Here is a 20280-nt window from a genome sequence, read left to right on the forward strand (position 1 = left end):
GCAGGTACTCGAGCGTGCCCAGCTTCGACGCGCGCGCGCCGAGGTGGAGAGCGAGCTGCGCGCGACCAATGCGCGGCTGGAAGCGCTGCTCAAGGAAGTGAACCACCGCGTCGCGAACAATCTCCAGATGGTGATGTCTTTCGTCGCCCTCCAGTCCAAGACGATCGCCGATCCCGCCGCCCGCGAGGCGCTGAAGAAGACGCAGCAACGGATCGCGACGGTCGCGCAAGTCAACCGGCGCCTCTACACCACCGACGACGTCGAATATGTGGCGATGGACGACTATCTGGGCGGCCTTGCCGAGGATCTCTCGGCGACCTGGTCGACGGGCGTCGCCGCGCGGCGTGTCATCGCCGACGTCGAGCCCATGCGTGTGGCCACCGACAAGGCCGTTGCGCTCGGCATGATCGCCAACGAATGGGTGAGCAACGCGTGCAAATATGCCTATGGCGACAGCGATGATGGCGAGATTCGGATATCGCTTCGCCGGGCCGACGAGACATTGCTCGAACTCGCGGTTGTCGACGACGGGGCAGGGATGCCGTCCGACGGAACGGCGCGCGGCACGGGTCTCGGAACGCGCCTCATCGAAGCTTTGGCGCGGACCCACAAGGCGGCTGTCTCTTACGGCGCGGTTGACCCTTCGCGCGATATGCCGGGCACGAGCGCGCTCATCCGGATCCAGTTGCGACCGGGCGAGCTCAAAGCCTAGTTTGTGCCGCGCGGCCGCCGTGCGGGTTCGGCCGCCGCTGACGGGCGAGGCTGGACGAGCGCATCGGACTGCTTTTCGGGGCGGATGTAGATCGAGCTGATATCGCTCGACGCAGCCTTGAGCTCGGCCTCGATCGCCTCGATCAACGTCTCGGCCTCGCCCATGGCGAGACGATCCTCGAAGTCGGCGCTTACGGCGACGAAGATCGAATTGGGTGCGGTGTGGATCGTGCGCACATGATTGACGGCGGTAATTTCGCGGCGCCGTTCGACGATGGTCCAGATACGCGCGATCAGTTCGGGGTCCGCAGCCTCGCCGATCAACAGCTCCTTCGCCTCGCGGGCTAGAAGGATCGCGACCGCCGCCAGGATTGCGCCGATCGCCATCGAGGCGATGCCGTCGATCCGCGGATCCCCTGTCGCATGGCTCAGCCATATGCCGCCGGCGGCGATGGCGAGGCCGGCGAGCGCGGCGCTGTCTTCGAACAGGACGATGAAACCTGCGGGATTCTTCGACCGCCGCACCGCCGTCCACCAGCCGAGCCCGCGCCGCCCGGCGTTGAACTCGCGCACCGCGATCGTCCACGACGCACCCTCGAGCAGGAATGCGATGGCGAGCACCACATAGTTGATCGTCGGATCGCGAAGCGGCTCGGGATCCCGGTAGTGAATCCAGCCTTCGTAGATGGAAATGCCGGCTCCGACAGCAAAGATGAGGATTGCGACGACGAACGCCCAGAAATAAAGTTCGCGGCCGTAGCCGAAGGGGTGACGATTGTCGGGCGGCCGCTTTGCCTTCGCTTGGCCGTAGAGGAGCAGCATCTGATTGCCGCTGTCGACGAGCGAATGGACCCCTTCCGATAGCATCGACGAGGAACCACTGATCGCCGCGGCGACAAATTTGGCGACGGCGATGCCGAGATTGGCAAAGAGCGCACCGTAAAGCACGATGTTCGCCCTGATATGATGCGCCCTCGAGCGCGGCTTGCCCGTATCAGACTGGGCTATCACCGAGCTACTTTCGCCATCGCGGCGCAAGGGGCCGCGCAGGCTCTCGATATCGATAGACAGGGGATGGGACGCGTCATGGGACAGCTACGCCCGGCGGGGCGGCACGTTCCCGAGACGCGTCGCTATGTCCCCGCTCCATCAGCGCCGCCCAGCGCGCGTCTAACGCTGACCGCGCGCCGCGGGGGCGCGAAGGTGCCGGAAGGCGGAAGAAGGTGGGCAGTGCCACTCCTTAGCGCGAACATGGCGGCGTTCTTCGCTTATTTTATCTGGCGCGTGATCCGCTTCAAGCCGAGCGGCGCCGCTTGATCATCTTTTGCTGGCTGCAGCAGCGACCGGTGATCCCATCGCGAGCGCGCGAGGTCCGGTGACGCGCCACACCGTGTTCGAGAGATCGTCGGCGATCCAGAGCGCGCCGCGCGCCGGGTCCCAGGTGACGCCGACCGGGCGGCCGCGCGCTTTGCCGTCCTTGATGAAGCCGGTCACGAAATCCTTCGGCTTGCCGGCAGGACGTCCGTTGGCGAAGGGGATGAAGCTGACCTTGTAGCCGGCGAGAGTCTGGCGGTTCCAGCTGCCATGCTCTCCAACGAAGGCGCCCGTCTCATAGCCCGGGAGCCCGCCTTCGGTCGCAAAGCTCAGCCCGAGCGGCGCGACGTGCGAACCGAGCGCATAATCGGGAGTGACTGCGGTCCTGACGAGCTCGGGCTTTTGTGGATGAACGCGCGGGTCGGGATGGCGTCCCCAATAGCTGTAGGGCCAGCCGTAGAAAGCGCCCTCGCGCACCGAGGTCAGATAATCGGGTACGAGCTCGGCGCCAAGCTCGTCGCGTTCGTTCACCACCGCCCAGAGGGCGTTCGACGATGGCTCGAAGGCGAGGGCGGTCGGGTTGCGGATGCCCGAGACGAGGATGCGGCTCGCGCCGGTGGCGGCATCGACCTCCCAAATGACGGCGCGATCCTCCTCGATGCTCATTCCCCGCTCGCCGATATTGCTGTTCGAGCCGATGCCGACATAAAGCTTCGACCCGTCCGCGCTCGCGGCGAGCGATTTCGTCCAGTGATGATTGACCGCTGCCGGGAGCTTGGTCACTTCCTCGCCCTTGCCAGCGATGCGCGTTGCGCCCGGCGTGTACGCGAAGCGCAGCAGCGCACCCTGGTTGGCGACATAAAGGTCGTTCCCGACGAGCGCGAGGCCATAGGGCGCATCGAGATCCTCGATGAAGCTGGTGCGAAGTTCGGGTTTGCCGTCGCCGTTCGCGTCGCGAAGCAAGGTGATGCGGTCGCCGCCCTTCACCGAGGATTTTCCAAGGCTCTTGATATAGCCCGCGATCACATCCTTCGGGCGGAGCTTCGGTGCATGGCCGCCCGAACCTTCGGCGACGAGAATGTCGCCATTGGGGAGGATGAGGATCTGCCGCGGAATCTTGAGGTCGGTGGCGACCGGCACGACCTTGAAACCGGCTGGAACGGTCGGAAGCTCGCCGTTCCATCCTGCAGGCTTGGCGATTTTCATCGGTGGGACGAGCGTCTCGTCGATATTCGGCAGGCTCGGGCTGGCGCCCGTCTGGTCGAGTTTTTCATCGCCTTTGCCGCAGCCGGCGAGCGCGGCCGCTAGCGCCGCCGCAGCGACGAGGCCAAGCGAGGTCTGCCGGTTCATGCGCGGGGCTCCTTCGCTGCGTGGAGAAGCCAGGCGGCGGCAATCGCTGCAACTGTGGATAGGGCCGAGAGGGTCGCGCCGGCCGTGCCGACCGAACTCCAGGCATCCTGGCTATGCGTGAAGGCGTTCACGAGGCCCGCGATCCACATAACGAGGATCAGCAGAAAATAGGCGGTGGCAGGCCCGCGCTTTGGCTGCTTTCGGCCTCGGACAAATGCTATGGCAGACCACAGGAGCACCGGAGCCCCGAATATCAGCCCGCCCGTGATCAACCAGGCCGAGAAATTGCTCCACTGCATCTCGGCGCTGTTGAGATAGGTGATGTCGGAAAGGAGCGCGCTGCTGAACAGGGCGACCGGAAAGGCGAGGAGAATGGCGTGCAGCGGATGGGGCGCGTGTCGGCGATAGGGCGGGTCGGTGAAAGGCGATGGGGCCGTTGCCATATTGATCTCCATGCAGGCCCCCGTCTGGATAATGCGCCGACCGCCCAATAGTTTCCCGGAACCCGCGCGCCGGGCGCGACGTTGGCAATTGGATGGATCCGTCCTCGATTCCTTATTGTGGTCCCGCGCCGATCCCGGCTGACTGGATGCTGCGCTGGAATCTCGATCCCGGGCTGCTCGCGGCGCTGGGCGCCGCGGCGCTGATGGCGTGGCGATGGAAAGCGCGCGGTCCCTTCTGGGCCGGGTTCGCGCTGATCGCCCTTCTGTTCGTGTCGCCGCTATGCGCCCTGTCGTCGGCGCTCTTCTCGGTGCGCGTCGCGCACCATATCATCCTGACCGCGGTTGCGGCTCCGCTGTTTGCGCTCGGCCTGCCGCGGTTTCGGCCGCGCGGCGGTGCGCCGCTATGGGCGGCCGGGCACATTCTCGCATTCTGGATCTGGCACGCGCCGGCGCCCTATGCTCTCGCGCTGGCGAGTGACGGCGCCTTCTGGTTGATGCAGCTTTCGTTGCTCGCGACCGCGTTCGGCTTCTGGGCTTCGCTCCGCTCGTCGTCGCCGCCGCTCGCGATCGGCCTGCTGCTTGCCATGATGGTGCAGATGGGGCTGCTCGGGGCGCTCATCACCTTCGCGGGCACGCCCCTCTATGCGCCCCATCTCGCGACGACGATGGCCTGGGGGCTGGCGCCGCTCGAAGATCAGCAACTGGCGGGGCTCATCATGTGGGCTCCTGCCGCGGCTCTTTATCTCGGCGCGGCGCTCTGGACCGGCTGGCGCCTCCTCGGCGAGCCGCCCCCGGTGGCAGCATGATCGAGGCGATCCAGGCGTGGGCGGCGCGCTATGCCGCCGACCGCCGCTACTCGCCCGTCGGGCAGCTATTCCACTGGACGATGGCCGCGCTCATCCTATTCCAGCTCGGCTGGGGCTGGCGCATGAGCCGCATCGACGCGGGTGGCGACAAGTTGGAGGCGTTTCGGGTTCATGCCGAACTCGGCCTGCTGATGCTCGTGCTTGCTGCGCTGCGTTCGATCTGGCGGATGATCGTGCCGGGTCCCATCAACGATGCCGACCGGCTGGGCTGGCAGACGGTCGCAGCCTATGTGACGCACATACTCTTTTACGTCTGCTTTTTCGGTCTGCCGCTCTCGGGCTGGGCGATGTGGTCGGTGGTCGGCGGCGAGCCGCTCGAAGTGGCGGGGCTCCTTCCCTGGCCGCACATGCCCTTCGATAGTCTGGAAAAAGGCATTCAGTGGTGGATTCTCGACTGGGCGGAGGGAATCCATACGCTCCTGATCATTCTCCTCGTCGCGATGATCCCGCTGCACGTTGGCGCGGCTCTGAAACATCATTTCTGGGATCGGCACGACGTGCTGCGGGGGATGTTGCCCGAGCTTCCGGAGGATGGGGCGGAAAGGACGCCGCATGACGGGACACCGCCGCAAGCTCGGCGACCGAGAGCAGGCGGCTGACGCGGCGCATCTCGCCTAGCGGGTCATTGTTGCGCTTCGCTTCGCGCCACGCGCGAAGCTGGCCCGCGACATAGGCGGCGGACTGACCGGCCAGCGGCGGATTGGCGGCATCGCCCACGCCGCCCACACCGTGGCACGAGGCGCAAGACGGCAATCCCCGCGCGGGATCGCCCTCGTCGTAGAGGCGCGCACCCGCCGGATTGCCGGCTTCGACCGGCCACGCCGCGGGCTGGATCGCCGCGTAGAATGCCGACACTTTCGATCGGTCGCCGTCGCCGAGTTTGCGGACGATTGCGCGCATCGCGGCATGCTCGCGGCGACCATTTGCATAATCGTCGAGCTGCCGATGGAGATAGCCCGCGTCGAGCCCGGCGAGGCGCGGCGCGTCGCGCCCGTCGCCTTCGCCCTGCAGCCCGTGACAGGTGAAGCAGGCCGCTTCGGCGCCCGCATCGCCGCCGCTCATCGCGATCGTCTCGCCCGTCGCGCGAAAGCGGTCAGTCGGCGCGGGCGCTTGGCATGCGGATAGGAGGAACAGGAGGAGGAGGGGGGCTTTGCGCACGCTTCGGGAACCAATGGCCGCGCGAGGTGGTTCCCAAAGCGAAACGAGGACGGTGAACGGCTATGAAAGGGGGTGCTGCGATTTCGGTCTTGATGCTGCTCGGCGCCTGCGCGCCCGTCCCGGTTGAAACGGCACCCGCCGACCCCGCCGCCGTCGCGCGCGGGCGCGATGCCGCGGCGCGGCTCGGTTGCGGCGCTTGCCATGCCATGCCCGGCATCACCTGGCCGAAAGGGCGCGTGGGACCGCCGCTCGCGGGCTTCGGCGCGCGCCCGCTGATCGCGGGCAAACTGCCAAATCGCGCGCCGCTGCTTGCCGCCTTCGTCACCGACGCGCCGGCGATGGCGCCGGGGACCGGGATGCCGGCGATACCGATGAAAAGAGCCGAAGCCGATGATATCGCCGCCTGGCTGCTGAGCCTCGATGACTGAGCGAACGCTGCCTTCGGAAGGCTGGCCGCCCGCCGTGCTCGATCCTGCCGGCCCCTATTCGGAGCCCGTGACCCTGCTTGCCTGGGTGCTGCTTGCTGGCGGAACCGTGATATTGGCGATCGTGCTTGGCGCACTCTGGATCGCGCTGCGCGGATCGCCTCGGCTCAAGACCCGGCTCGGCGGCGAGAAGGCGATCTGGATTCTGGGATTTGCCTTTCCCTCGGTCGTGCTCACGGGTCTGCTCGTGTGGGGCCTGATGCTCACCAGTTCGCTTTCGGCGGCGCGCGTTCCCGAAGGCGCCATGCGCGTCAAGGTCATCGGCGAGATGTGGTGGTGGCGCGTCCATTATCAGGACGGACAAGGCCGCGAGACGCTGCGCGATGCGAACGAACTCCACATTCCGATAGGACAGCCCGTCCTGCTCGAACTCGAGGCGGCCGACGTCATCCATAGCTTCTGGGTGCCGCGGCTTGGCGGCAAGATGGACATGATCCCGGGGCGCACCAATCGCCTGCTGATCGAGGCCGATGCGCCGGGTATCTACAAGGGACAGTGCGCCGAATATTGCGGCGGCCCGCACGCGCTGATGGGGTTTGTGGTGGTGGCCCACACCCCGGCGGACTTTGCGCGGTGGCAGGCTTCGCGGCTCCCGTCGCAAGGCGCCGGCGGCGAGGGGCTTGCACTTTTTCTCTCGAGCGGCTGCGCCGCCTGTCACACGATCCGCGGCACGCCGGCGCGTGGACTGGCCGGCCCCGATCTGACGCATGTCGGTTCGCGCAGGACGCTGGGCGCGGGCATATTGCCCAATAATCCGGGGACGATGGCGGGCTGGGTCGCCGACAGCCAGGCGATCAAGCCCGCGAACCGTATGCCCGCCTATCACCAGTTCAGCGGCGAGGAACTGCAGGCGCTCACCGCCTATCTGGTCACACTCAAATGAGATGGGAAACGGGGTTCGATCCCGCGCTTTACGATCGCTTTCCGACCAGGGACGAGCGGCCGAAGGAAGAGGAGGAAGAACTCCGCCGGATCTGGTGCAAGCCCAAGGGCTGGGAATATCTGTTCGCGGTCAACAATAATTATATCGGCATCTACTATCTCGGAACCGCTTTCCTCTTCTTCCTGATGGCGGGCGTCCTCGGTCTGCTCATGCGTGCGCAACTCGCCGCGCCGATGCTCGAGATCCTGCCGCAGGGCACCTATAATCAGGTCTTCACCATGCACGGCACGGTGATGATGTTCCTCTTCGCGGTGCCCGCGGTCGAGGCGGCAGGCGTGCTCCTGCTCCCGCAGATGCTCGCGGCGCGCGATCTGCCGTTCCCGCGGCTGTCCGCCTATGCCTTCTGGGCCTATGCCGTCGGCGGACTTTGTTTTTTCGCCTCGATCTTCGTCGGGCTCGCGCCCGACGGCGGCTGGTTCATGTATCCGCCGCTGACGTCCAAGGCCTATTCGCCGGGAATCAACACCGACTTCTGGCTGCTCGGCATCGGCTTCATCGAGATCAGCGCGATCGCGGGGGCGATCGAGATCATCGTCGGCGTGCTGCGGACGCGCGCGCCGGGCATGCGCCTCGACAGGATGCCGATCTTCGCCTGGGCGATGCTCGTCTTCGCAGTGATGATCGTGATCGCCTTTCCGAGCATCATTCTCGGCACCTTGCTGCTCGAGATCGAGCGCGCGTTCGGCTGGCCCTTCTTCGACGCGACGCGCGGCGGAGACCCCTTGCTCTGGCAGCATCTCTTCTGGTTTTTCGGCCACCCCGAGGTCTATATCATCTTCCTGCCCGCCGCCGGGATGATGAGCATGATCGTCGCGACCGTCGCGGGCGAGAGGCTCGTCGGCTACCGGCTCATCGTCCTTGCGATGATCGCGACGGGCTTCATCAGTTTCGGCGTGTGGGCGCATCATATGTTCACCACCGGCATGCCGCCGATGACGACGGGCTTCTTCTCGGCCGCCTCGATGGCGGTCAGCGTGCCGGCGGGCATCCAGGTCTTCTCGTGGATCGCGACGCTCGCAATCGGCAAGCCGAAGTTCAATGCGCCCGGCCTCTTCGTGATGGGCAGCATCGTTATTTTCGTGACGGGGGGTCTGACGGGTGTGATGGTAGCGATGGTGCCCTTCGACTGGCAGGCGCACGATAGCTATTTCATCGTCGCGCACCTCCATTATGTCCTGATCGGCGGCATGGTCTTTCCGCTGTTTGCGGCCTTCTATTACTGGATTCCGATGGTGAGCAAGCGGGCGCTGTCGGAGCGGCTCGCGAAATGGGTGTTCGGCCTCATGTTCCTCGGCATGAATGTCGCCTTCCTGCCGATGCATCTGGCGGGGCTGCAGGGCATGCCGCGCCGCGTCTACACCTATCTGCCGGGGCAGGGCTTTGAGCTTCCCAATCTCATCTCGACGGTCGGCGCTTTCATGCTCGGGCTCGGTGTGCTCCTCTTCCTCGTCGACCTGGCGCGCAATTTCCGGCTCGCGCCGGGCGAGGGCAATGCCGGGAATGTCTATGGCGGCGGCACGCTCGAATGGTTGCCGAGCGAGCTCTATTCGACGCGCTCGATCCCGGTCGTCACCAGCCGCGAGCCTTTGTGGGACGATCCGGCGCTCGCGCATGAAGTCGAAAAGGGGCGCTATTTCCTCCCGCGCTCGGCGACTGGCCGTCGCGAGACGATCGTCACCAGCCCGCTGCTCGCCGAGCCCCAATATCTGCAGATCATGCCGGGGCCGTCGCCATGGCCCTTCGCCGCCGCGATCTTTACTGCGGGCTTCTTCCTCGCGCTGACGGTGCAGGCCTATATGTTCGCATGGGTGAGCGGCGTCCTCGCGGTGATCTGGGTACTGCGATGGCTTTGGGAAACCGACCGGCCGGTCGAAATCGAGGGTGTCGACATTGGCGCCGACATCCGCGTCCCGACCTACGTTACCGGGCCGGCGAGCCATGGCTGGTGGGCGATGGTCATCCTGCTGGTTGTGATGGGCATGATCTTTCTCATGGCGCTGTTCAGCCTTGCCTTCCTGTCCTCGAACCAGCCGGGCTTCTGGCGGCCGCCGCCGCCCCTCGGCGAGGCGATATCGATCCTGGGGCTCTACGCTGTCGCAATCGGTCTCGCGCTCACGGCACGCGCATGCCTTCGACGCTCGCCCTTCTGGTCGGTATTCGCGCTTCTTTTGTCCGCGGCGGTTTCGAGTGCGGCGCTTGGCATGGATTACGTGAGTTGGTCGAGTAGCGAACTTGGTCCCACCGCGAGCGGGCAGGGGGCTGTCGTCTATGCGCTGCTGGCCCTTCAGGCATGCGCAGCGGCGATTGCAATCTTGATGGCGCTTTACTGCGCGGCGCGTGCTGTGCGGGGCCTTGTCCCGCAGCCTAGGAACAACAGCATCGACCTCACGATGCTCTTTCTCGTCTACACCGCGGCACAGGGGGTGACGGGCGCACTCGTCTCGCGACTGGTCGGCGCTGGCGGATGAAGAGCTGGTTCATCATGATGGGCGGTCTCGTCCTGTGGGCCGTACATTTCTTCCTCCTCTACCTCCTCGCCGAGTTCGGAGGCAGCGGACCCGGCATACGCCTCGCAGCATCGCTCTTTACCTTGGTTATTCTCGGCGGCGTGGCATGGATGTTCGTAGCGGTGCGGCACAAAACGTCCGGCGATCCCTTCGCGCGGTGGCGACGGCGTGCCGCCATGCTGGCGCTGGCGTTCGGCGGGCTCGGAATCGTCTTTCAATATTTGCCCATTCTGCTCGTTGATCGATAGGGCGGCGGGAACGAGGGCCGCGCCGGATCGGGCCGGTGGCCAGATTCGGGAGTAGGATGGATGCAGCTGATCGAGGCTATTGCGAGGTGCGAGGAAGAGCTGCGGGCCGCGATGCTGGCCGGCGATGTCGAGGCACTGGAGCGGCTGCTTGCGGAGGACATGATCTTCGTCGATCAACAGGGGGTCAGGCGATCGCGGGAGGGTGATATAGCGGCGCACCGTTCGGGCCTGCTCGACCTGAGTTCACTCGACTTTCGCGGCGACCGCCGCATTTGGTCCCACGGTGACGTGGCGAGCGTCGTCGTAACGGCCGATGTCGCGGGAACCTATGCCGGCGCGGCTTTCTTCGGGACTTTTGCCTATCTCCGGCTCTGGAAGCAGCAGGGCGACTGTTGGCAGATCATTCTCGCTCAATGCACGGCTTGTTCCTCGTCGGAACTGTGATCGAATTCTGCCTCGGGGAGGTTGAGCGCGGCATCTGTCGAGCGCGCTCTGGCCTCGCAGGCTCGGCCAGGGGTCGCACGGATGTAGGGCCGCGCGTGCACACTTGCCTCGCTTCTTGCCGGTGCGGGCGCGCGCGTTCACGGCGGGCAAGCCGCGCTGCGCGCGGCTCCGGCCACGGCTCCGCCGCGTCCGACCCGCCGCTCCCGCCCGCACGCCGCCCCGGCTGCGGCTCCGGCAAGAGTGCGGCTTTCGGCCCTTCGGGCCAGCGTTCTCGCTGCCAAGGTCAATCCGGCTTTGCGCGAAGGTTGCGGCGGATCGTTCTCAGCGCATTCTCGAGACCTTGCGAGCGATATCCGCCTTCCGGCGTTTCGCGATCGAACAGGGCGCCGTCGTCATCCCGGCCAAGCAAGAATTCAAGCGCTTCGACAAGGTCCTGATCCATGGTTGTTCTTCCCGTCACCGCGCCAGCGTCACCGATATGGGACAATGATCGGAGTAATGCTTGGTGCCCGACCCGTAGAGCGTCTCGGCAAAGCTCAGCATGTCCGCGCCGGCGCGCCGGTCAAGGACGATATGATCGATGAAACTGTCGTAGCGCGGATCGCATTTCGGTCCCGTCCCGGCATCTGCGAGACGGAGATCGGCGTTCGAGGGCGTGCCATCATCGAGCTCGGACCAGACGCGGTCGGCTGCAAGGCCGAGCCTGCGGTTCCAGTCGCCGAGCAGGGCGAAGCGCACAGGCGCCTCGGCAGCCGCATCGACCCACGCCTCTAGCGCGGGGATCTGCTCGGACAGGATCGGGCACGCCTTGGCGGTATCTCCGGCAAAGCAGCCCGACTTCAAGTGGATCGAAAGCAGACGGAGCGGCCTCGCGCGCTCAGGTCGGAGCGTGATGTCGACGCCCGAGCGCAGTTGAGGATTGCCGAGCATGAGGCTGGTCACATCGGGGTGGCGGTCGAACGCAATGGTCTTGCGGATCGCGAATCCGACAGCCTGGCGGATCACGCGCTGCGACTTGTGCTCGCCGCCGCAGGTCCCGCTGGGCCTACCGGCGCGCTCTTCCATGACGACGGTATAGCGGGCGGGGTCGAACACGCGCTCTGCCGCCGCGACACTCTCCGCTTCCTGAAACGCGATCAGGTCGGCGTCGAGCCCATCGGCTATCTGCCGCATGGCGGCATAGTCGGCGTCGGTTCGCGGCTGACATCCGTCGCCGTTATGCTCGGCAAGGAATTCGAGGTTCCAGCTCGCCAGGGTGAGCGGCCGGTCTTGCAGGACAGAGGGCGAAAAGGGCTGCGAAGCTTGCTCGGCGCCCGCGCAAGCGCTGAGCGAAAGGAGAGTAGCAGCTATAAAAAGGAGGCGCTGGTTCATCGGGCGCTTCTGGCCGCGACGCGGGGCGCTTTCAACCTCTTCGTTGGTAGCAATATTATCTGGGGAGAGAACCTCGTCTCCCGGGAACCAGGGGGAGAGACGAGGCACTACAAGAATGCGCACCTACGAGGAACTGTTCCGAATGACGTGTAATATGATATTGATTTCGATCAAGTTTACCCGAATTTCCGTGCGGTACTCGACTTTCCAACAAGGAGGTTCGTGATCCATTGTTCGGCGCGAGCTGATGTCTGGCTTCGGCGATTCATAGGGACTTCGTGATCGCGGGAACAAGGCTGGCTCCCTTGCCGTTGTTAAAGAGCCTATATCGGAGACCGATGCATGCAGCAGCAGATTGCAGTCGTGACGCTCGGGATCGCGGATCTCGTCCGGTCCCGCCGCTTCTATAGCGAAGGCTTCGGCTGGACGCCGGTGTTCGCGAACGAGGAAATCGCCTTCTATCAGATGAACGGTCTGATCCTCGGCACATGGCTTGAGGCAAAGCTCGCCGAGGACATGACGCGGACCTCGTTGGGAGGCCCGGGGGCCTTCGCGCTCGCCCATAATGTCGGGTCGGCGGAAGAGGTCGATGCAGTGATCGCGGCACTGGAGGCTGCAGGCGGGCGGGTGCTCCGGCCAGGCGATGCACCGCCGCATGGCGGCTATCGGGGCTATGTCGCCGATCCCGACGATCACGCCTGGGAAATCGCTTGGAATCCGGCTTGGCCGATCGACGCCGAAGGCCATGTGACCTTCAGCGCCTGACGTCGGGTCTTAGCCGTTGAGGCGATCCTTGACCGCCTTCGCCGCGCCGAAGCCGAGCTTTTTCGAGGCCGCGATCTGGATGGTCTCACCGGTCGAAGGGTTGCGGCCCTCGCGGGCTGCGCTTTCCTTGACCTTGAACTTGCCGAAGCCGTTTACCGATACTTCCTCGCCCTTGGCGGCGGCGTCGGCGATCGCGGCGAACACGGCGTCGACAGCCTTCTTGCCGTCGGCCTTGCTGGTTCCGAGCGCGCTAGCAACTGCGTCCGAAAGGTCGGCATGGTTCATTCAATATCTCCCTTATGCGGTCGGCCCCTCGCCGACCGGGCGGTCTCTATAGGAGCGAATATTTGCCTTCGCTATCGCGATCAACTCGCGAGGCTGCGGAAGGTGATCGACCAGCGCGCCGTCTCGATCGGCGCGATGCTATGTTCCCACGCGTGCCGCGCTTCGCCGGTGAAACGATAGATCGAGCGGGGCGCGAGCGGCAGTGCAAAGCGGTCGAACTTGTCTCCTCGGCGGCGCCGGAAGCGCATCGCCGCCTCTGCTCCCAGCGAAATGCCGACGACATGCTCGAAGACGGGCCGGTCTTTATGCCAGCCGATGCCGGCCCCGGGGCCGTATGAAATCAGCAGCGCCTGCGCGAGGGCGCCCGGCGGAAGTTCTGAAAAACGCTCGGCGCGAGCGGCGATCGGCGCGAGCCAGTCGGGGATCGGCGCGGCGCGTGCGAAAACCCCCGTCTGGAAATCATAGCTCCATCCGAATGAGCGGGTGAGGCGTTTGCCCTCCCATTGCTGGAATTTGAAGGCCTCGAGCCCAGCATGTTCGATATGGGCTATGAGCGCCGCTTCCTCGGCTTCCGTGACGAAGGCTTCGGCCGCTTCGAGACCGGGAAGCAGTGCACGGCCAAACAGATCGGCCTGCGCCGCGGCACTTTTGCTGACAGGGTTGTGTTTCATGTCCTTGCGAGTGCGTTCAGCTTCGCCGCGATCGCTTTCCAGCGCTCGACGCCCGCATTATCCCCCGCGAGCGCGAGCGCACCGATGCGCGCTGCGACGAAGCGCGGTGCGCCCGCTCCATGCTGCTTTTCGACGGCGAGGGCGCAGGCCCAGAGATGGCGGTCTTCGGTGAGCATCAGAGCAGGGTCGGCATATCGGGGAGCGGGGGCGACGTCCTGCCGCGGTTGCTCCAGGGGTCGTTGCTATGCTCGGCAACGAGGCGGTCGCCCGGATATTTGCGCACGAGCCCGAATGCTTCGTCGGCGGGCGCGTGCAGCCAAGTCTCATGATCTTCGGGACGGAGGATCACCGGCATGCGGTCGTGGATATCGAGCAGTTCCTCGGTCGCGTCCACCATCACGCCGGTATAGGCGTCGCCCCATTCGTCGGTGGGGCGCCATAGTCCCGCCCAGGCCGCAAGCGGCTGATCGGTGACGCTGACCCAGGTCTTCGTCATTGCGCCTTTTTCGCCGACGGCTTCGGCAAAGGCGGTGAACGGGATCAGGCAGCGATGCGCCGGCTGGGCAAACCATTGGCTCCACATACCATAAGGATTGAAGAGCTGATCGTCGCGTGCGTTGTTCGTCGGGCTCGGCTTGTTAGGCAGGCCCGTCTTCTTGCTTTTGGAGTGGCGCGGAAAACCCCAGGTCATCGAGCGCAGGACGCGCTTTCCCTGCTCTTCGCGGACGACCATGCCCGAATAGCCGGGATACACATCCTCGGCGCTGTTGAACGCCGGTACGGGGAGGTCGACGCCGAAATGCGCCGCAACCTCGGCCGCGCTTTTGCGCTCGGTGTAGAGATTGCACATGGACGTCAGTCTATCAGCATCGAGCCGGGAAGGAAGGGCATGGGGGGAAACGGCGCTCTGCTAGAGCAGCGCTTGCTGGGGCCGCGCGCTCGGCGGCAATTTGCCGCTGCGCCAAAGATCGTCGGTATGCTCGGCGACAAAATTTTCTGCGGGCGGTGGCGGACGAAACTGGAAGCCGATGACATCCTTGATCGAGCCGTGGAGCCAGCGTTCATATTCATGGGGCATGAGGAGGACGGGCATGCGATCGTTGGTGGGATGCACGAGCTCGTTCGCGTCCATCGTCATGCCGGCGTAAACGGGACCCAATTCGGGGGTGTTCTTGGCGAAGCCCGCCCAGGCCATGATCGGCTGGCCTTCGGCAGAGAACCAACTGCGTGTCTTCTCGCCCGGCGAGCCGTTGGGGTTCGCGAAGTGCGTCAGCGGAATGAGGCAGCGATAGCGGGGCTCGACGACGAGACCTTCCCACATCGGGTTGGTGAGATCGGCGACGAGGCCGATGCGGCCCGGCGGATCGCCGCGCAGCCGCATCTCGCGGGTGAGGCGCGGGAAGCCCCAGAGCATCTGGCGAAGGTGCCGCCGGCCGTTCGTTTCGTGGACGACGAGGCCGGGGAGGGCCTCGATCGTCTCCGAGTGAACGGCGATATCGGTAAAGCCGCCGGCGCCGAAATGATCGGCGACGTCCGAAGCCGTGGCGGCAAGGGTGTAGAGGCGGCTCATCTCTCGGGCTTCAGGCGAAAATCTTCGTCCATTTTTGGACTTGTTCCGCAAAGCTCGCCGGCTCGAATCCGAGACCGATCTCGGTTTCGACGAGCGGGGCGCTGCCGCCGGCGGCGTAGAAGCCGCTGATGTCGCTCTCGCCGAACGGGTCGAATTCCTGCGCCCAGCGATCGAGGGCGATTGCGCGCGCGTGGAGCGCGGCGCCGCCGTGATCACCGAGTCCCTGCTCGCGCGCGAAGCGCTCAAGCAGACGGCCATGCTCCGCAATGTCGCTGGGGCTCTTCACCACAAGATGCCGGATCGTCTCGATCGCGCGCGCGAGATGCGCGCCGGTGATATGGACCGCATTGATCGCGGCGAGAAAACCGCCGGGTGCGAAAAAATCATTGGCGGCAGCATGGCCGCCGATGCGGTCGTCACCTTCGGATCTGTCGAACGGGATTACGTCACCCATGGCCGGTCTTTCGTTGCGAGTCGGTCACGGAACATAGAACAAAAATGGAACAAAGGCGAATCCGTGCCGTGTCGATTAGGGGTCGACGTCGGCGGGTTGAGGAACAAGGAAGAGCGTGCGGCCCTCGACGCGCCAGGCGGCGAGCTGCGACAGGAAATTCATGCCGAGCACATCCGTATTGCCGAGCGCGGGTGAGATCACGACCTTCAGCCGCTGTACCTCGATGGCGCCGACCGCGAGCGCATCGACCGTTCCGGCCTCGGCCCGCACCGTCCCGTTCGCGGTCTGCATCAGGAGCGGCAGCAGCGTTGCATCGGCCTCGACCCCGGCTGCGCGGGCGGTCTCCTGCGATAGCGCGGTCACGGTGGCGCCGCTGTCGACGAGCATCCTTCGCTTGATGCCGTTGATTTCGGCATCGACCCAGAAATGTCCGTCCCGCCCCATCGGAATGCGCACCTCGCTGCCGACCACCTGCTGTCGATCGAGACCGATCGCAGAGGTGAGACGGCTGAGGTTCGGATCGAAGGGGGCCTGCTGAAGAATGAGGAAGATCGCGAAGGCGAGAAGCGCGAACCACAAGAGGCCGCGCAGCACGCGGCCGACATAGGGAATTTTGAACAGAAGGATCAGGACCAGTGCGGCGCCCGCCGCATAGATCGCGAGCTGTTCCCAAGGGAGATCGGTGGTGAGGGGCATCTCAGCCCTGTAGCGCTGGGCTAATGTCGGGCGGCTGAACGATCAGCTCTCCGAGATTGTCTCGTCGTCGATCGCCGCGGCGATCATGCGTTCCCACACTCCGGCATCTCCGACCGCCAGCATGCGCCCGCTCGGCTCCCGCATCGTCTTGAGGATGGCGAGCGCCGCGGCCGTGTAATCGGGCCAGAGTACATCGACCGCAGCGGCCGCCGATTCCAGTTCGCCTTCGCCGTTCCGGCTGAGCTCATGGCCGGCAAGGACCCGGGCAATCCGTTCGACCGGCGCCGTTGCAGCGGCGTCCCAGGTCATCGGCCGGTGTTCAGGTAGGCGCGGACCGCGTCTGCGCTGTTGCCAATCGCATCGACAGCCTCGCGTAGTTCATTCTCGCCCACGCCGAGGCTCTCTGTACAGTCGCGGATCTCATGGTCCTCGGAAAGGCTGATCCGATCGCGATCGGGGGCGCCCGTCAGCTTCTTGTCGTCCGCCATCATGATCTCCTGCGTAAGGGGCCCGCGAAGCCGGGCCGCGCGGGAGCTGCGGCCCGGCCCAGAAGGCGCAGAATATCCGCGCCCGTCTGTACCGCGATCCTGTCGGTACCTTGCCTTCGATAGGCCTTTCCCGCCGGTTCAGCCGAAGGCATCTCAACCTCGAATGACGCACCGATGGCGGCAAGCGTTCCCGAGAAAATTTTTCGGATTAACACAGGTTATTCCGGGGATGCGGAGGCGCGCTCGGCGCGGAACTTTCTAAACGAGCCAGCGTTACCCGGACATCCACCACGGATGAATCGGCGCAGCTTTCACCGTCCCCCGCTCGCGCGGTCGGGCGACTGGCGGACTGCGTCCAGACGGGAGATTTATCATGTTCAGATGGGCTATCATCTTTGCCGTCGTCGCGCTCGTCGCGGCGCTTCTCGGCTTCGGCGGCATCGCCGGCCTTTCGGCCGACTTTGCGAAGATTTTACTCGTGATCGGCGTTGTCCTCTTCATCGTCGCCTTCGTTTTCGGGCGCGGACGCCGCACATTGCCCTGAGTTTCCGGGATGGCCGAAGTTTCCGACTTTGCCATCCTCACGGGTGCCGGCGATCACAAACCCCTCGGTCGCCGGCACACGACTATATCGCCTTCCTTTTTCGGCCGTGTCTGAGCAGCGGCCCGACACAATCCAAGTCACCCCCGACGGCCGCTATTTCGTCATTCGCGGCCGCCTTTGGCGTATGTCGAACCCGGCGCTTGAGCCTGGCCAGCGCGAGCGACTTGTTTCCGAACTAATGACTGCCCGGCGGAACGTGCGAACGGCGCTCGCAGCAAGGGATGGCGTCGCGCTTCGGCGGGCCCGCTCGGCGATCGATCGGTCGAAACGCGCGCTTGGCGAGCGCGGACCGGTGTGGTGGGACGATGGAGCCCTGGACTATAACCGGCATATGGCAGTCAACACGCCCTACGCGCGGTGGTTCGAGGACTTGGCAGGCTAAAGCTGGCCTTCATTCACCTCATAGAGGTTCAGGACTTTGCCGTCATCAGCGGAGACATGGAGCCGCGATGGAGCGTCAGCATCGCCGTTCCGATTCCGGCCGCCGGGACGATCTTCATCCGTTCGGATGCAATGCCGCGATCCTCGAGCAAATGGGCGAGAAGGCTAATCTGGGCTTCGTCGCCGGCTATTTCGATTGTCGCGGCCGGAGCCGCGCGAAGGACGGTGGCGAGGTCCGCGGCTCGGCCGAGACCGATGCTCGTCAATTTGGGCCTGTCTTCGTCGAAGCCATGAAAAGTGAATGTCTCGCTTTGGCCATCGCGCGATGCAAGCCAATCGGCCATCTCGCGCGTGAGCGATCCGGATGCTGCCGCCATCGTCGATCCATCGGGAAGCGTGACGAGCGCGCTCGTCGCTGCTTCCGGCGGTGCGGCCTCAACCGGTTCGCTGCCGCAGGACTGGAGCGAAAGGGTGGCGGCACCGATTGCGAGGACGGACGTCATGAGCAATAGAATACGGGGCATCATTCATCCTCGATCCCCCTCGCAGCACCAACGCGCGACGTGAACGGATGTTGCTGCTCCCTGGCCGTTTTTAAGCCGCTGCCTGTACCTCGGCAGCGTCCTGATATCGGCATATGCCGCGGCCGCTTCGCTTTGCGGTGTAGAGCGCCTCGTCGGCGAGGCTGATCAGTTGTTCAAGGTCGCGCGACAGGTCGTCGCAGACGATGTAACCGATCGACGCCGAGACGCGGATATCATGGCTTCCGACGGCAAAGGGACGCGCGATCGAGGCTGCGACGCGTTCCGCGAGCATATAGGCCTCGTCAGGATTGCCGATCTGAAGCTGGATGATCACGAACTCGTCGCCTCCCAGCCGCGCGGCAATGTCGCCTTCGCGCAAGGTTCCCGAAATTCTTCTCGCGACCGCGGTGAGCAACGCGTCGCCGACGGGATGGCCGAAGCTGTCGTTCACAGGTTTGAAGCCGTTGAGGTCGAGGCAGTGTAGTGCGATCGGGCGGAGCTTAGCGGCGCGTACATGACGGTCGAACCATTCGCGCAGCGCCAGCCGGTTGGGCAAGTCCGTGAGCCCGTCGCTTCGCGCGAGCGAGGCGAAGGTGAGCCGCCGGCCAATGTCGTCGAGGGCGCGGGCGTGTCGTTTGCGCAAGCTGAAGATACCGCCCGCTAGGAAAGCGGCGGTCATCAGCGCGGTCGCGATGTGGAGTGGCTTTCCGGCAACGAGCATCGTGACGACCGGCGGCATGACGGCGAGAAGGAGCGCGGCGATGGCGATGCGCGGGCGAAGGCTCGTCCCCGCCGCGACGCCCGCCGCATAGCCGATGACGAGACAGATCGCGAGCTTGTCGATGGCTGGATCGGGGAGGGCAAGCGCGCGCGCCGCGAAGAAGCCGAGCATGGCTGCAAAGACGATATAGCTCGCCGCATAGCGGCGCTCGAGCCGGCGGGCCTCACCGAGTGTGATCGCGGGATTATCCGCGGCAGCTGCGTCGCACGAGGCGACGAGGAGCCGGGCGATCGAGGCGAGGACGCCGATCGCATAGGGTCCCGCGATCAGCATGTCGCCCGATTGTTCGATGATCAGCGCCCCGCAGATGAGAAAGCCGAGCGACATCACGAGCGAGGGCAGCAGGCCATCGTAGAGACTTCGGATCAGCTCGATCTCGATCGCATCGGGTGAATATTTGACCGGGGTCGACATCGCTCAGCTCCTTGCCGAGAATTACCGCCCACCGGGAGGACCGGTTCCACCTGCGGACGGCCGAACCTCCTGAAATCCCGCACGCTCAGCCTAGACCCCGAGCGTTAACAAAGTTGGAAGTGGGGCGCATCCGACGCCCAAAAAGGTAAAGCCCCGCTGCACAAGGCTGCGGGGCTTTCCTGAAGTCGGGTCCTGAGACCCGAGCTTGCAAAGTAGATACGCGCTGACCGCCAGATCGTTCCAACGGCCGTCGATTATTTTGCGACTATCGGCAGCGCACATTGCTGCGATCGATTTCGCGCCCGACGGCTGCGCCGCCGATGGCACCGATCACGGTGCCCAGCGTTTCCGACCTGCCGTCGGCGATGACGTTACCGAGCACGCCGCCGGCGATCCCGCCGACGATCAGTCCGGTCGACCCGTCGTTTCGGCGGCAGTAATATTTATTGTCGCGCCCGCGATAGATCCGGTCGTTGTCGTTGAGGCGGCGTTCGCGATAGCGTCGGTCGTTGCGATAGTAATTCTCCGCATAATAGCCGCTGTAGCGCGGATCGGGGCGGTCATAGTCGTAGCGGCCATATTGGTCGTAATAGGCACGATCATAATAGCCATAGCCGCCGTCGTCATAGGCGTAGCTGCTGCCCGTGGAGGCGCAGGCACTTACCATGGCGGTTGCGGCTGCGAGGGGAAGGATCATCAGGCGGTTCATCGGCATCACTCCATTTGGTTGCGTGCCTGGCCGACCTTGGCGGGGCATGCGCTGGCCCCTCATGATCTAGACCCCTGAAACCATGTCGAGTTCCGCCG

29 protein-coding genes and 1 pseudogene are annotated in these 20280 nt (G+C 64.9%); 12 read left to right on the plus strand and 18 right to left on the minus strand.

The window, feature by feature from the left end:
• The first annotated feature begins 43 nt into the window (after positions 1-43).
• Positions 44-712 (plus strand): sensor histidine kinase, encoded by a 669-nt coding sequence (locus SC1_RS07390; protein ID WP_238586612.1) that lies wholly within the window; start codon positions 44-46, stop codon positions 710-712.
• On the opposite strand, the gene SC1_RS07395 is transcribed toward SC1_RS07390, so the two are convergent.
• From SC1_RS07395 to SC1_RS07405, 3 genes are all read right to left on the minus strand, one after another.
• Positions 709-1659, minus strand: coding sequence for a cation diffusion facilitator family transporter (locus SC1_RS07395; protein WP_238586613.1), 951 nt, complete (start codon positions 1657-1659; stop codon positions 709-711). The genes SC1_RS07390 and SC1_RS07395 overlap by 4 nt on opposite strands.
• Positions 1660-2028: 369 nt before the next feature.
• Positions 2029-3375 carry a sorbosone dehydrogenase family protein gene (locus tag SC1_RS07400; protein WP_062179531.1) on the minus strand — a complete coding sequence of 449 codons (1347 nt, stop codon included), beginning with the start codon at positions 3373-3375 and terminating at the stop codon, positions 2029-2031.
• A complete protein-coding gene (locus SC1_RS07405) occupies positions 3372-3818 on the minus strand; it encodes a DUF2231 domain-containing protein (RefSeq protein ID WP_062183760.1) in 447 nt (148 codons plus the stop codon). The genes SC1_RS07400 and SC1_RS07405 overlap by 4 nt, the downstream gene beginning before the upstream one ends.
• Positions 3819-3910: 92 nt before the next feature.
• Between SC1_RS07405 and SC1_RS07410 the strand changes: the two genes are divergently transcribed.
• Complete coding sequence (locus SC1_RS07410; protein WP_062179534.1) at positions 3911-4624, plus strand: cytochrome c oxidase assembly protein; 714 nt, start codon at positions 3911-3913, stop codon at positions 4622-4624.
• Complete coding sequence (locus SC1_RS07415; protein ID WP_062179537.1) at positions 4621-5283, plus strand: cytochrome b; 663 nt, start codon at positions 4621-4623, stop codon at positions 5281-5283. The genes SC1_RS07410 and SC1_RS07415 overlap by 4 nt, the downstream gene beginning before the upstream one ends.
• Positions 5284-5314: 31 nt before the next feature.
• On the opposite strand, the pseudogene SC1_RS22625 reads toward SC1_RS07415, so the two are convergent.
• Positions 5315-5695: pseudogene (locus SC1_RS22625) on the minus strand (cytochrome c); the annotation flags it as partial.
• On the opposite strand from SC1_RS22625, the gene SC1_RS22130 reads away from it, so the two are divergent.
• The 6 genes from SC1_RS22130 (at position 5591) to SC1_RS07445 (ending at position 10469) form a co-directional block, all read left to right on the plus strand.
• Positions 5591-5809 (plus strand): hypothetical protein, encoded by a 219-nt coding sequence (locus tag SC1_RS22130; protein ID WP_062179540.1) that lies wholly within the window; start codon positions 5591-5593, stop codon positions 5807-5809. The pseudogene SC1_RS22625 and the gene SC1_RS22130 overlap by 105 nt on opposite strands.
• Before the next feature lie 95 nt (positions 5810-5904).
• Complete coding sequence (locus tag SC1_RS07425) at positions 5905-6270, plus strand: cytochrome c family protein (RefSeq protein ID WP_062179543.1); 366 nt, start codon at positions 5905-5907, stop codon at positions 6268-6270.
• Positions 6263-7210 (plus strand): cytochrome c oxidase subunit II, encoded by a 948-nt coding sequence (gene coxB, locus SC1_RS07430; RefSeq protein WP_062179546.1) that lies wholly within the window; start codon positions 6263-6265, stop codon positions 7208-7210. The genes SC1_RS07425 and coxB overlap by 8 nt, the downstream gene beginning before the upstream one ends.
• Positions 7207-9738: a cbb3-type cytochrome c oxidase subunit I gene (locus tag SC1_RS07435; protein WP_062179549.1), complete on the plus strand. Its 2532-nt coding sequence runs from the start codon at positions 7207-7209 to the stop codon at positions 9736-9738. The genes coxB and SC1_RS07435 overlap by 4 nt, the downstream gene beginning before the upstream one ends.
• Positions 9735-10025 (plus strand): hypothetical protein, encoded by a 291-nt coding sequence (locus tag SC1_RS07440; RefSeq protein WP_062179553.1) that lies wholly within the window; start codon positions 9735-9737, stop codon positions 10023-10025. The genes SC1_RS07435 and SC1_RS07440 overlap by 4 nt, the downstream gene beginning before the upstream one ends.
• 60 nt (positions 10026-10085) lie before the next feature.
• Positions 10086-10469, plus strand: a complete 384-nt coding sequence (locus SC1_RS07445; RefSeq protein ID WP_062179557.1) for a nuclear transport factor 2 family protein — start codon at positions 10086-10088, stop codon at positions 10467-10469.
• 283 nt (positions 10470-10752) lie between these two features.
• Here the strand turns inward: SC1_RS07445 and SC1_RS22135 are convergent, their stop codons facing one another.
• Entirely contained in the window at positions 10753-10911 is a 159-nt protein-coding gene (locus tag SC1_RS22135) for a hypothetical protein (protein ID WP_171013847.1), read from the minus strand.
• A gap of 14 nt (positions 10912-10925) precedes the next feature.
• Positions 10926-11840, minus strand: coding sequence for an endonuclease (locus SC1_RS07450; RefSeq protein WP_062179560.1), 915 nt, complete (start codon positions 11838-11840; stop codon positions 10926-10928).
• 342 nt (positions 11841-12182) lie between these two features.
• On the opposite strand from SC1_RS07450, the gene SC1_RS07455 reads away from it, so the two are divergent.
• On the plus strand, positions 12183-12605 hold the full coding sequence (locus SC1_RS07455) for a VOC family protein (protein WP_062179563.1): 423 nt from the start codon (positions 12183-12185) through the stop codon (positions 12603-12605).
• A 9-nt stretch (positions 12606-12614) separates the two neighbouring features.
• Here the strand turns inward: SC1_RS07455 and SC1_RS07460 are convergent, their stop codons facing one another.
• From SC1_RS07460 to SC1_RS07500, 9 genes are all read right to left on the minus strand, one after another.
• Positions 12615-12890, minus strand: a complete 276-nt coding sequence (locus SC1_RS07460; protein ID WP_056350296.1) for an HU family DNA-binding protein — start codon at positions 12888-12890, stop codon at positions 12615-12617.
• An 80-nt stretch (positions 12891-12970) separates the two neighbouring features.
• Positions 12971-13561, minus strand: coding sequence for an alpha-ketoglutarate-dependent dioxygenase AlkB (locus SC1_RS07465; RefSeq protein WP_062179566.1), 591 nt, complete (start codon positions 13559-13561; stop codon positions 12971-12973).
• A complete protein-coding gene (locus SC1_RS07470; protein ID WP_062179569.1) occupies positions 13558-13737 on the minus strand; it encodes a hypothetical protein in 180 nt (59 codons plus the stop codon). The genes SC1_RS07465 and SC1_RS07470 overlap by 4 nt, the downstream gene beginning before the upstream one ends.
• On the minus strand, positions 13737-14411 hold the full coding sequence (locus SC1_RS07475) for an SOS response-associated peptidase (protein ID WP_062179572.1): 675 nt from the start codon (positions 14409-14411) through the stop codon (positions 13737-13739). Before SC1_RS07475 ends, SC1_RS07470 begins: the two co-directional genes overlap by 1 nt.
• Before the next feature lie 60 nt (positions 14412-14471).
• Positions 14472-15131, minus strand: coding sequence for an SOS response-associated peptidase family protein (locus SC1_RS07480; RefSeq protein WP_062179575.1), 660 nt, complete (start codon positions 15129-15131; stop codon positions 14472-14474).
• A 10-nt stretch (positions 15132-15141) separates the two neighbouring features.
• A complete protein-coding gene (locus SC1_RS07485) occupies positions 15142-15585 on the minus strand; it encodes a hypothetical protein (protein ID WP_062179578.1) in 444 nt (147 codons plus the stop codon).
• A 75-nt stretch (positions 15586-15660) separates the two neighbouring features.
• The gene (locus SC1_RS07490) at positions 15661-16281 is read right to left on the minus strand and encodes a TIGR02281 family clan AA aspartic protease (RefSeq protein WP_062179581.1); all 621 of its coding nucleotides are present in this window, start codon (positions 16279-16281) and stop codon (positions 15661-15663) included.
• Positions 16282-16323: 42 nt separating this feature from the next.
• Positions 16324-16590 (minus strand): hypothetical protein, encoded by a 267-nt coding sequence (locus SC1_RS07495; RefSeq protein WP_062179584.1) that lies wholly within the window; start codon positions 16588-16590, stop codon positions 16324-16326.
• Positions 16587-16769, minus strand: coding sequence for a DUF3606 domain-containing protein (locus SC1_RS07500; protein WP_062179587.1), 183 nt, complete (start codon positions 16767-16769; stop codon positions 16587-16589). Before SC1_RS07500 ends, SC1_RS07495 begins: the two co-directional genes overlap by 4 nt.
• A 373-nt stretch (positions 16770-17142) precedes the next feature.
• Here SC1_RS07500 and SC1_RS21530 point away from each other — a divergent pair, with 373 nt between their 5' ends.
• Positions 17143-17313 (plus strand): DUF1328 domain-containing protein, encoded by a 171-nt coding sequence (locus tag SC1_RS21530; RefSeq protein ID WP_077029184.1) that lies wholly within the window; start codon positions 17143-17145, stop codon positions 17311-17313.
• A gap of 106 nt (positions 17314-17419) precedes the next feature.
• Complete coding sequence (locus SC1_RS07505) at positions 17420-17755, plus strand: hypothetical protein (protein ID WP_238586614.1); 336 nt, start codon at positions 17420-17422, stop codon at positions 17753-17755.
• 28 nt (positions 17756-17783) lie between these two features.
• Here the strand turns inward: SC1_RS07505 and SC1_RS07510 are convergent, their stop codons facing one another.
• From SC1_RS07510 to SC1_RS07520, 3 genes are all read right to left on the minus strand, one after another.
• Positions 17784-18257, minus strand: coding sequence for a hypothetical protein (locus SC1_RS07510; RefSeq protein WP_062179594.1), 474 nt, complete (start codon positions 18255-18257; stop codon positions 17784-17786).
• Between the two features lie 91 nt (positions 18258-18348).
• A complete protein-coding gene (locus SC1_RS07515) occupies positions 18349-19473 on the minus strand; it encodes a GGDEF domain-containing protein (RefSeq protein WP_062179597.1) in 1125 nt (374 codons plus the stop codon).
• A gap of 265 nt (positions 19474-19738) precedes the next feature.
• Positions 19739-20182, minus strand: a complete 444-nt coding sequence (locus SC1_RS07520) for a glycine zipper 2TM domain-containing protein (RefSeq protein ID WP_062183763.1) — start codon at positions 20180-20182, stop codon at positions 19739-19741.
• Positions 20183-20280 lie beyond the last annotated feature (98 nt).

This window comes from Sphingopyxis sp. C-1, assembly GCF_001047015.1.
GTDB lineage: Bacteria > Pseudomonadota > Alphaproteobacteria > Sphingomonadales > Sphingomonadaceae > Sphingopyxis.

Excerpts from the sequence above, each read along its gene's own strand:
- SC1_RS07400 (WP_062179531.1), bottom strand. The coding sequence starts at position 3,375 with ATGAACCGGCAGACCTCGCTTGGCCTCGTCGCTGCGGCGGCGCTAGCG.
- SC1_RS07405 (WP_062183760.1), bottom strand. The coding sequence starts at position 3,818 with ATGGCAACGGCCCCATCGCCTTTCACCGACCCGCCCTATCGCCGACAC.
- SC1_RS07410 (WP_062179534.1), top strand. The coding sequence starts at position 3,911 with ATGGATCCGTCCTCGATTCCTTATTGTGGTCCCGCGCCGATCCCGGCT.
- SC1_RS07415 (WP_062179537.1), top strand. The coding sequence starts at position 4,621 with ATGATCGAGGCGATCCAGGCGTGGGCGGCGCGCTATGCCGCCGACCGC.
- SC1_RS22130 (WP_062179540.1), top strand. The coding sequence starts at position 5,591 with ATGCTCGCGGCGACCATTTGCATAATCGTCGAGCTGCCGATGGAGATA.
- SC1_RS07425 (WP_062179543.1), top strand. The coding sequence starts at position 5,905 with ATGAAAGGGGGTGCTGCGATTTCGGTCTTGATGCTGCTCGGCGCCTGC.
- coxB (WP_062179546.1), top strand. The coding sequence starts at position 6,263 with ATGACTGAGCGAACGCTGCCTTCGGAAGGCTGGCCGCCCGCCGTGCTC.
- SC1_RS07435 (WP_062179549.1), top strand. The coding sequence starts at position 7,207 with ATGAGATGGGAAACGGGGTTCGATCCCGCGCTTTACGATCGCTTTCCG.
- SC1_RS07440 (WP_062179553.1), top strand. The coding sequence starts at position 9,735 with ATGAAGAGCTGGTTCATCATGATGGGCGGTCTCGTCCTGTGGGCCGTA.
- SC1_RS07445 (WP_062179557.1), top strand. The coding sequence starts at position 10,086 with ATGCAGCTGATCGAGGCTATTGCGAGGTGCGAGGAAGAGCTGCGGGCC.
- SC1_RS22135 (WP_171013847.1), bottom strand. The coding sequence starts at position 10,911 with ATGGATCAGGACCTTGTCGAAGCGCTTGAATTCTTGCTTGGCCGGGAT.
- SC1_RS07450 (WP_062179560.1), bottom strand. The coding sequence starts at position 11,840 with ATGAACCAGCGCCTCCTTTTTATAGCTGCTACTCTCCTTTCGCTCAGC.
- SC1_RS07455 (WP_062179563.1), top strand. The coding sequence starts at position 12,183 with ATGCAGCAGCAGATTGCAGTCGTGACGCTCGGGATCGCGGATCTCGTC.
- SC1_RS07460 (WP_056350296.1), bottom strand. The coding sequence starts at position 12,890 with ATGAACCATGCCGACCTTTCGGACGCAGTTGCTAGCGCGCTCGGAACC.
- SC1_RS07465 (WP_062179566.1), bottom strand. The coding sequence starts at position 13,561 with ATGAAACACAACCCTGTCAGCAAAAGTGCCGCGGCGCAGGCCGATCTG.
- SC1_RS07470 (WP_062179569.1), bottom strand. The coding sequence starts at position 13,737 with ATGCTCACCGAAGACCGCCATCTCTGGGCCTGCGCCCTCGCCGTCGAA.
- SC1_RS07475 (WP_062179572.1), bottom strand. The coding sequence starts at position 14,411 with ATGTGCAATCTCTACACCGAGCGCAAAAGCGCGGCCGAGGTTGCGGCG.
- SC1_RS07480 (WP_062179575.1), bottom strand. The coding sequence starts at position 15,131 with ATGAGCCGCCTCTACACCCTTGCCGCCACGGCTTCGGACGTCGCCGAT.
- SC1_RS07485 (WP_062179578.1), bottom strand. The coding sequence starts at position 15,585 with ATGGGTGACGTAATCCCGTTCGACAGATCCGAAGGTGACGACCGCATC.
- SC1_RS07490 (WP_062179581.1), bottom strand. The coding sequence starts at position 16,281 with ATGCCCCTCACCACCGATCTCCCTTGGGAACAGCTCGCGATCTATGCG.
- SC1_RS07495 (WP_062179584.1), bottom strand. The coding sequence starts at position 16,590 with ATGACCTGGGACGCCGCTGCAACGGCGCCGGTCGAACGGATTGCCCGG.
- SC1_RS07500 (WP_062179587.1), bottom strand. The coding sequence starts at position 16,769 with ATGGCGGACGACAAGAAGCTGACGGGCGCCCCCGATCGCGATCGGATC.
- SC1_RS21530 (WP_077029184.1), top strand. The coding sequence starts at position 17,143 with ATGTTCAGATGGGCTATCATCTTTGCCGTCGTCGCGCTCGTCGCGGCG.
- SC1_RS07510 (WP_062179594.1), bottom strand. The coding sequence starts at position 18,257 with ATGACGTCCGTCCTCGCAATCGGTGCCGCCACCCTTTCGCTCCAGTCC.
- SC1_RS07515 (WP_062179597.1), bottom strand. The coding sequence starts at position 19,473 with ATGTCGACCCCGGTCAAATATTCACCCGATGCGATCGAGATCGAGCTG.
- SC1_RS07520 (WP_062183763.1), bottom strand. The coding sequence starts at position 20,182 with ATGAACCGCCTGATGATCCTTCCCCTCGCAGCCGCAACCGCCATGGTA.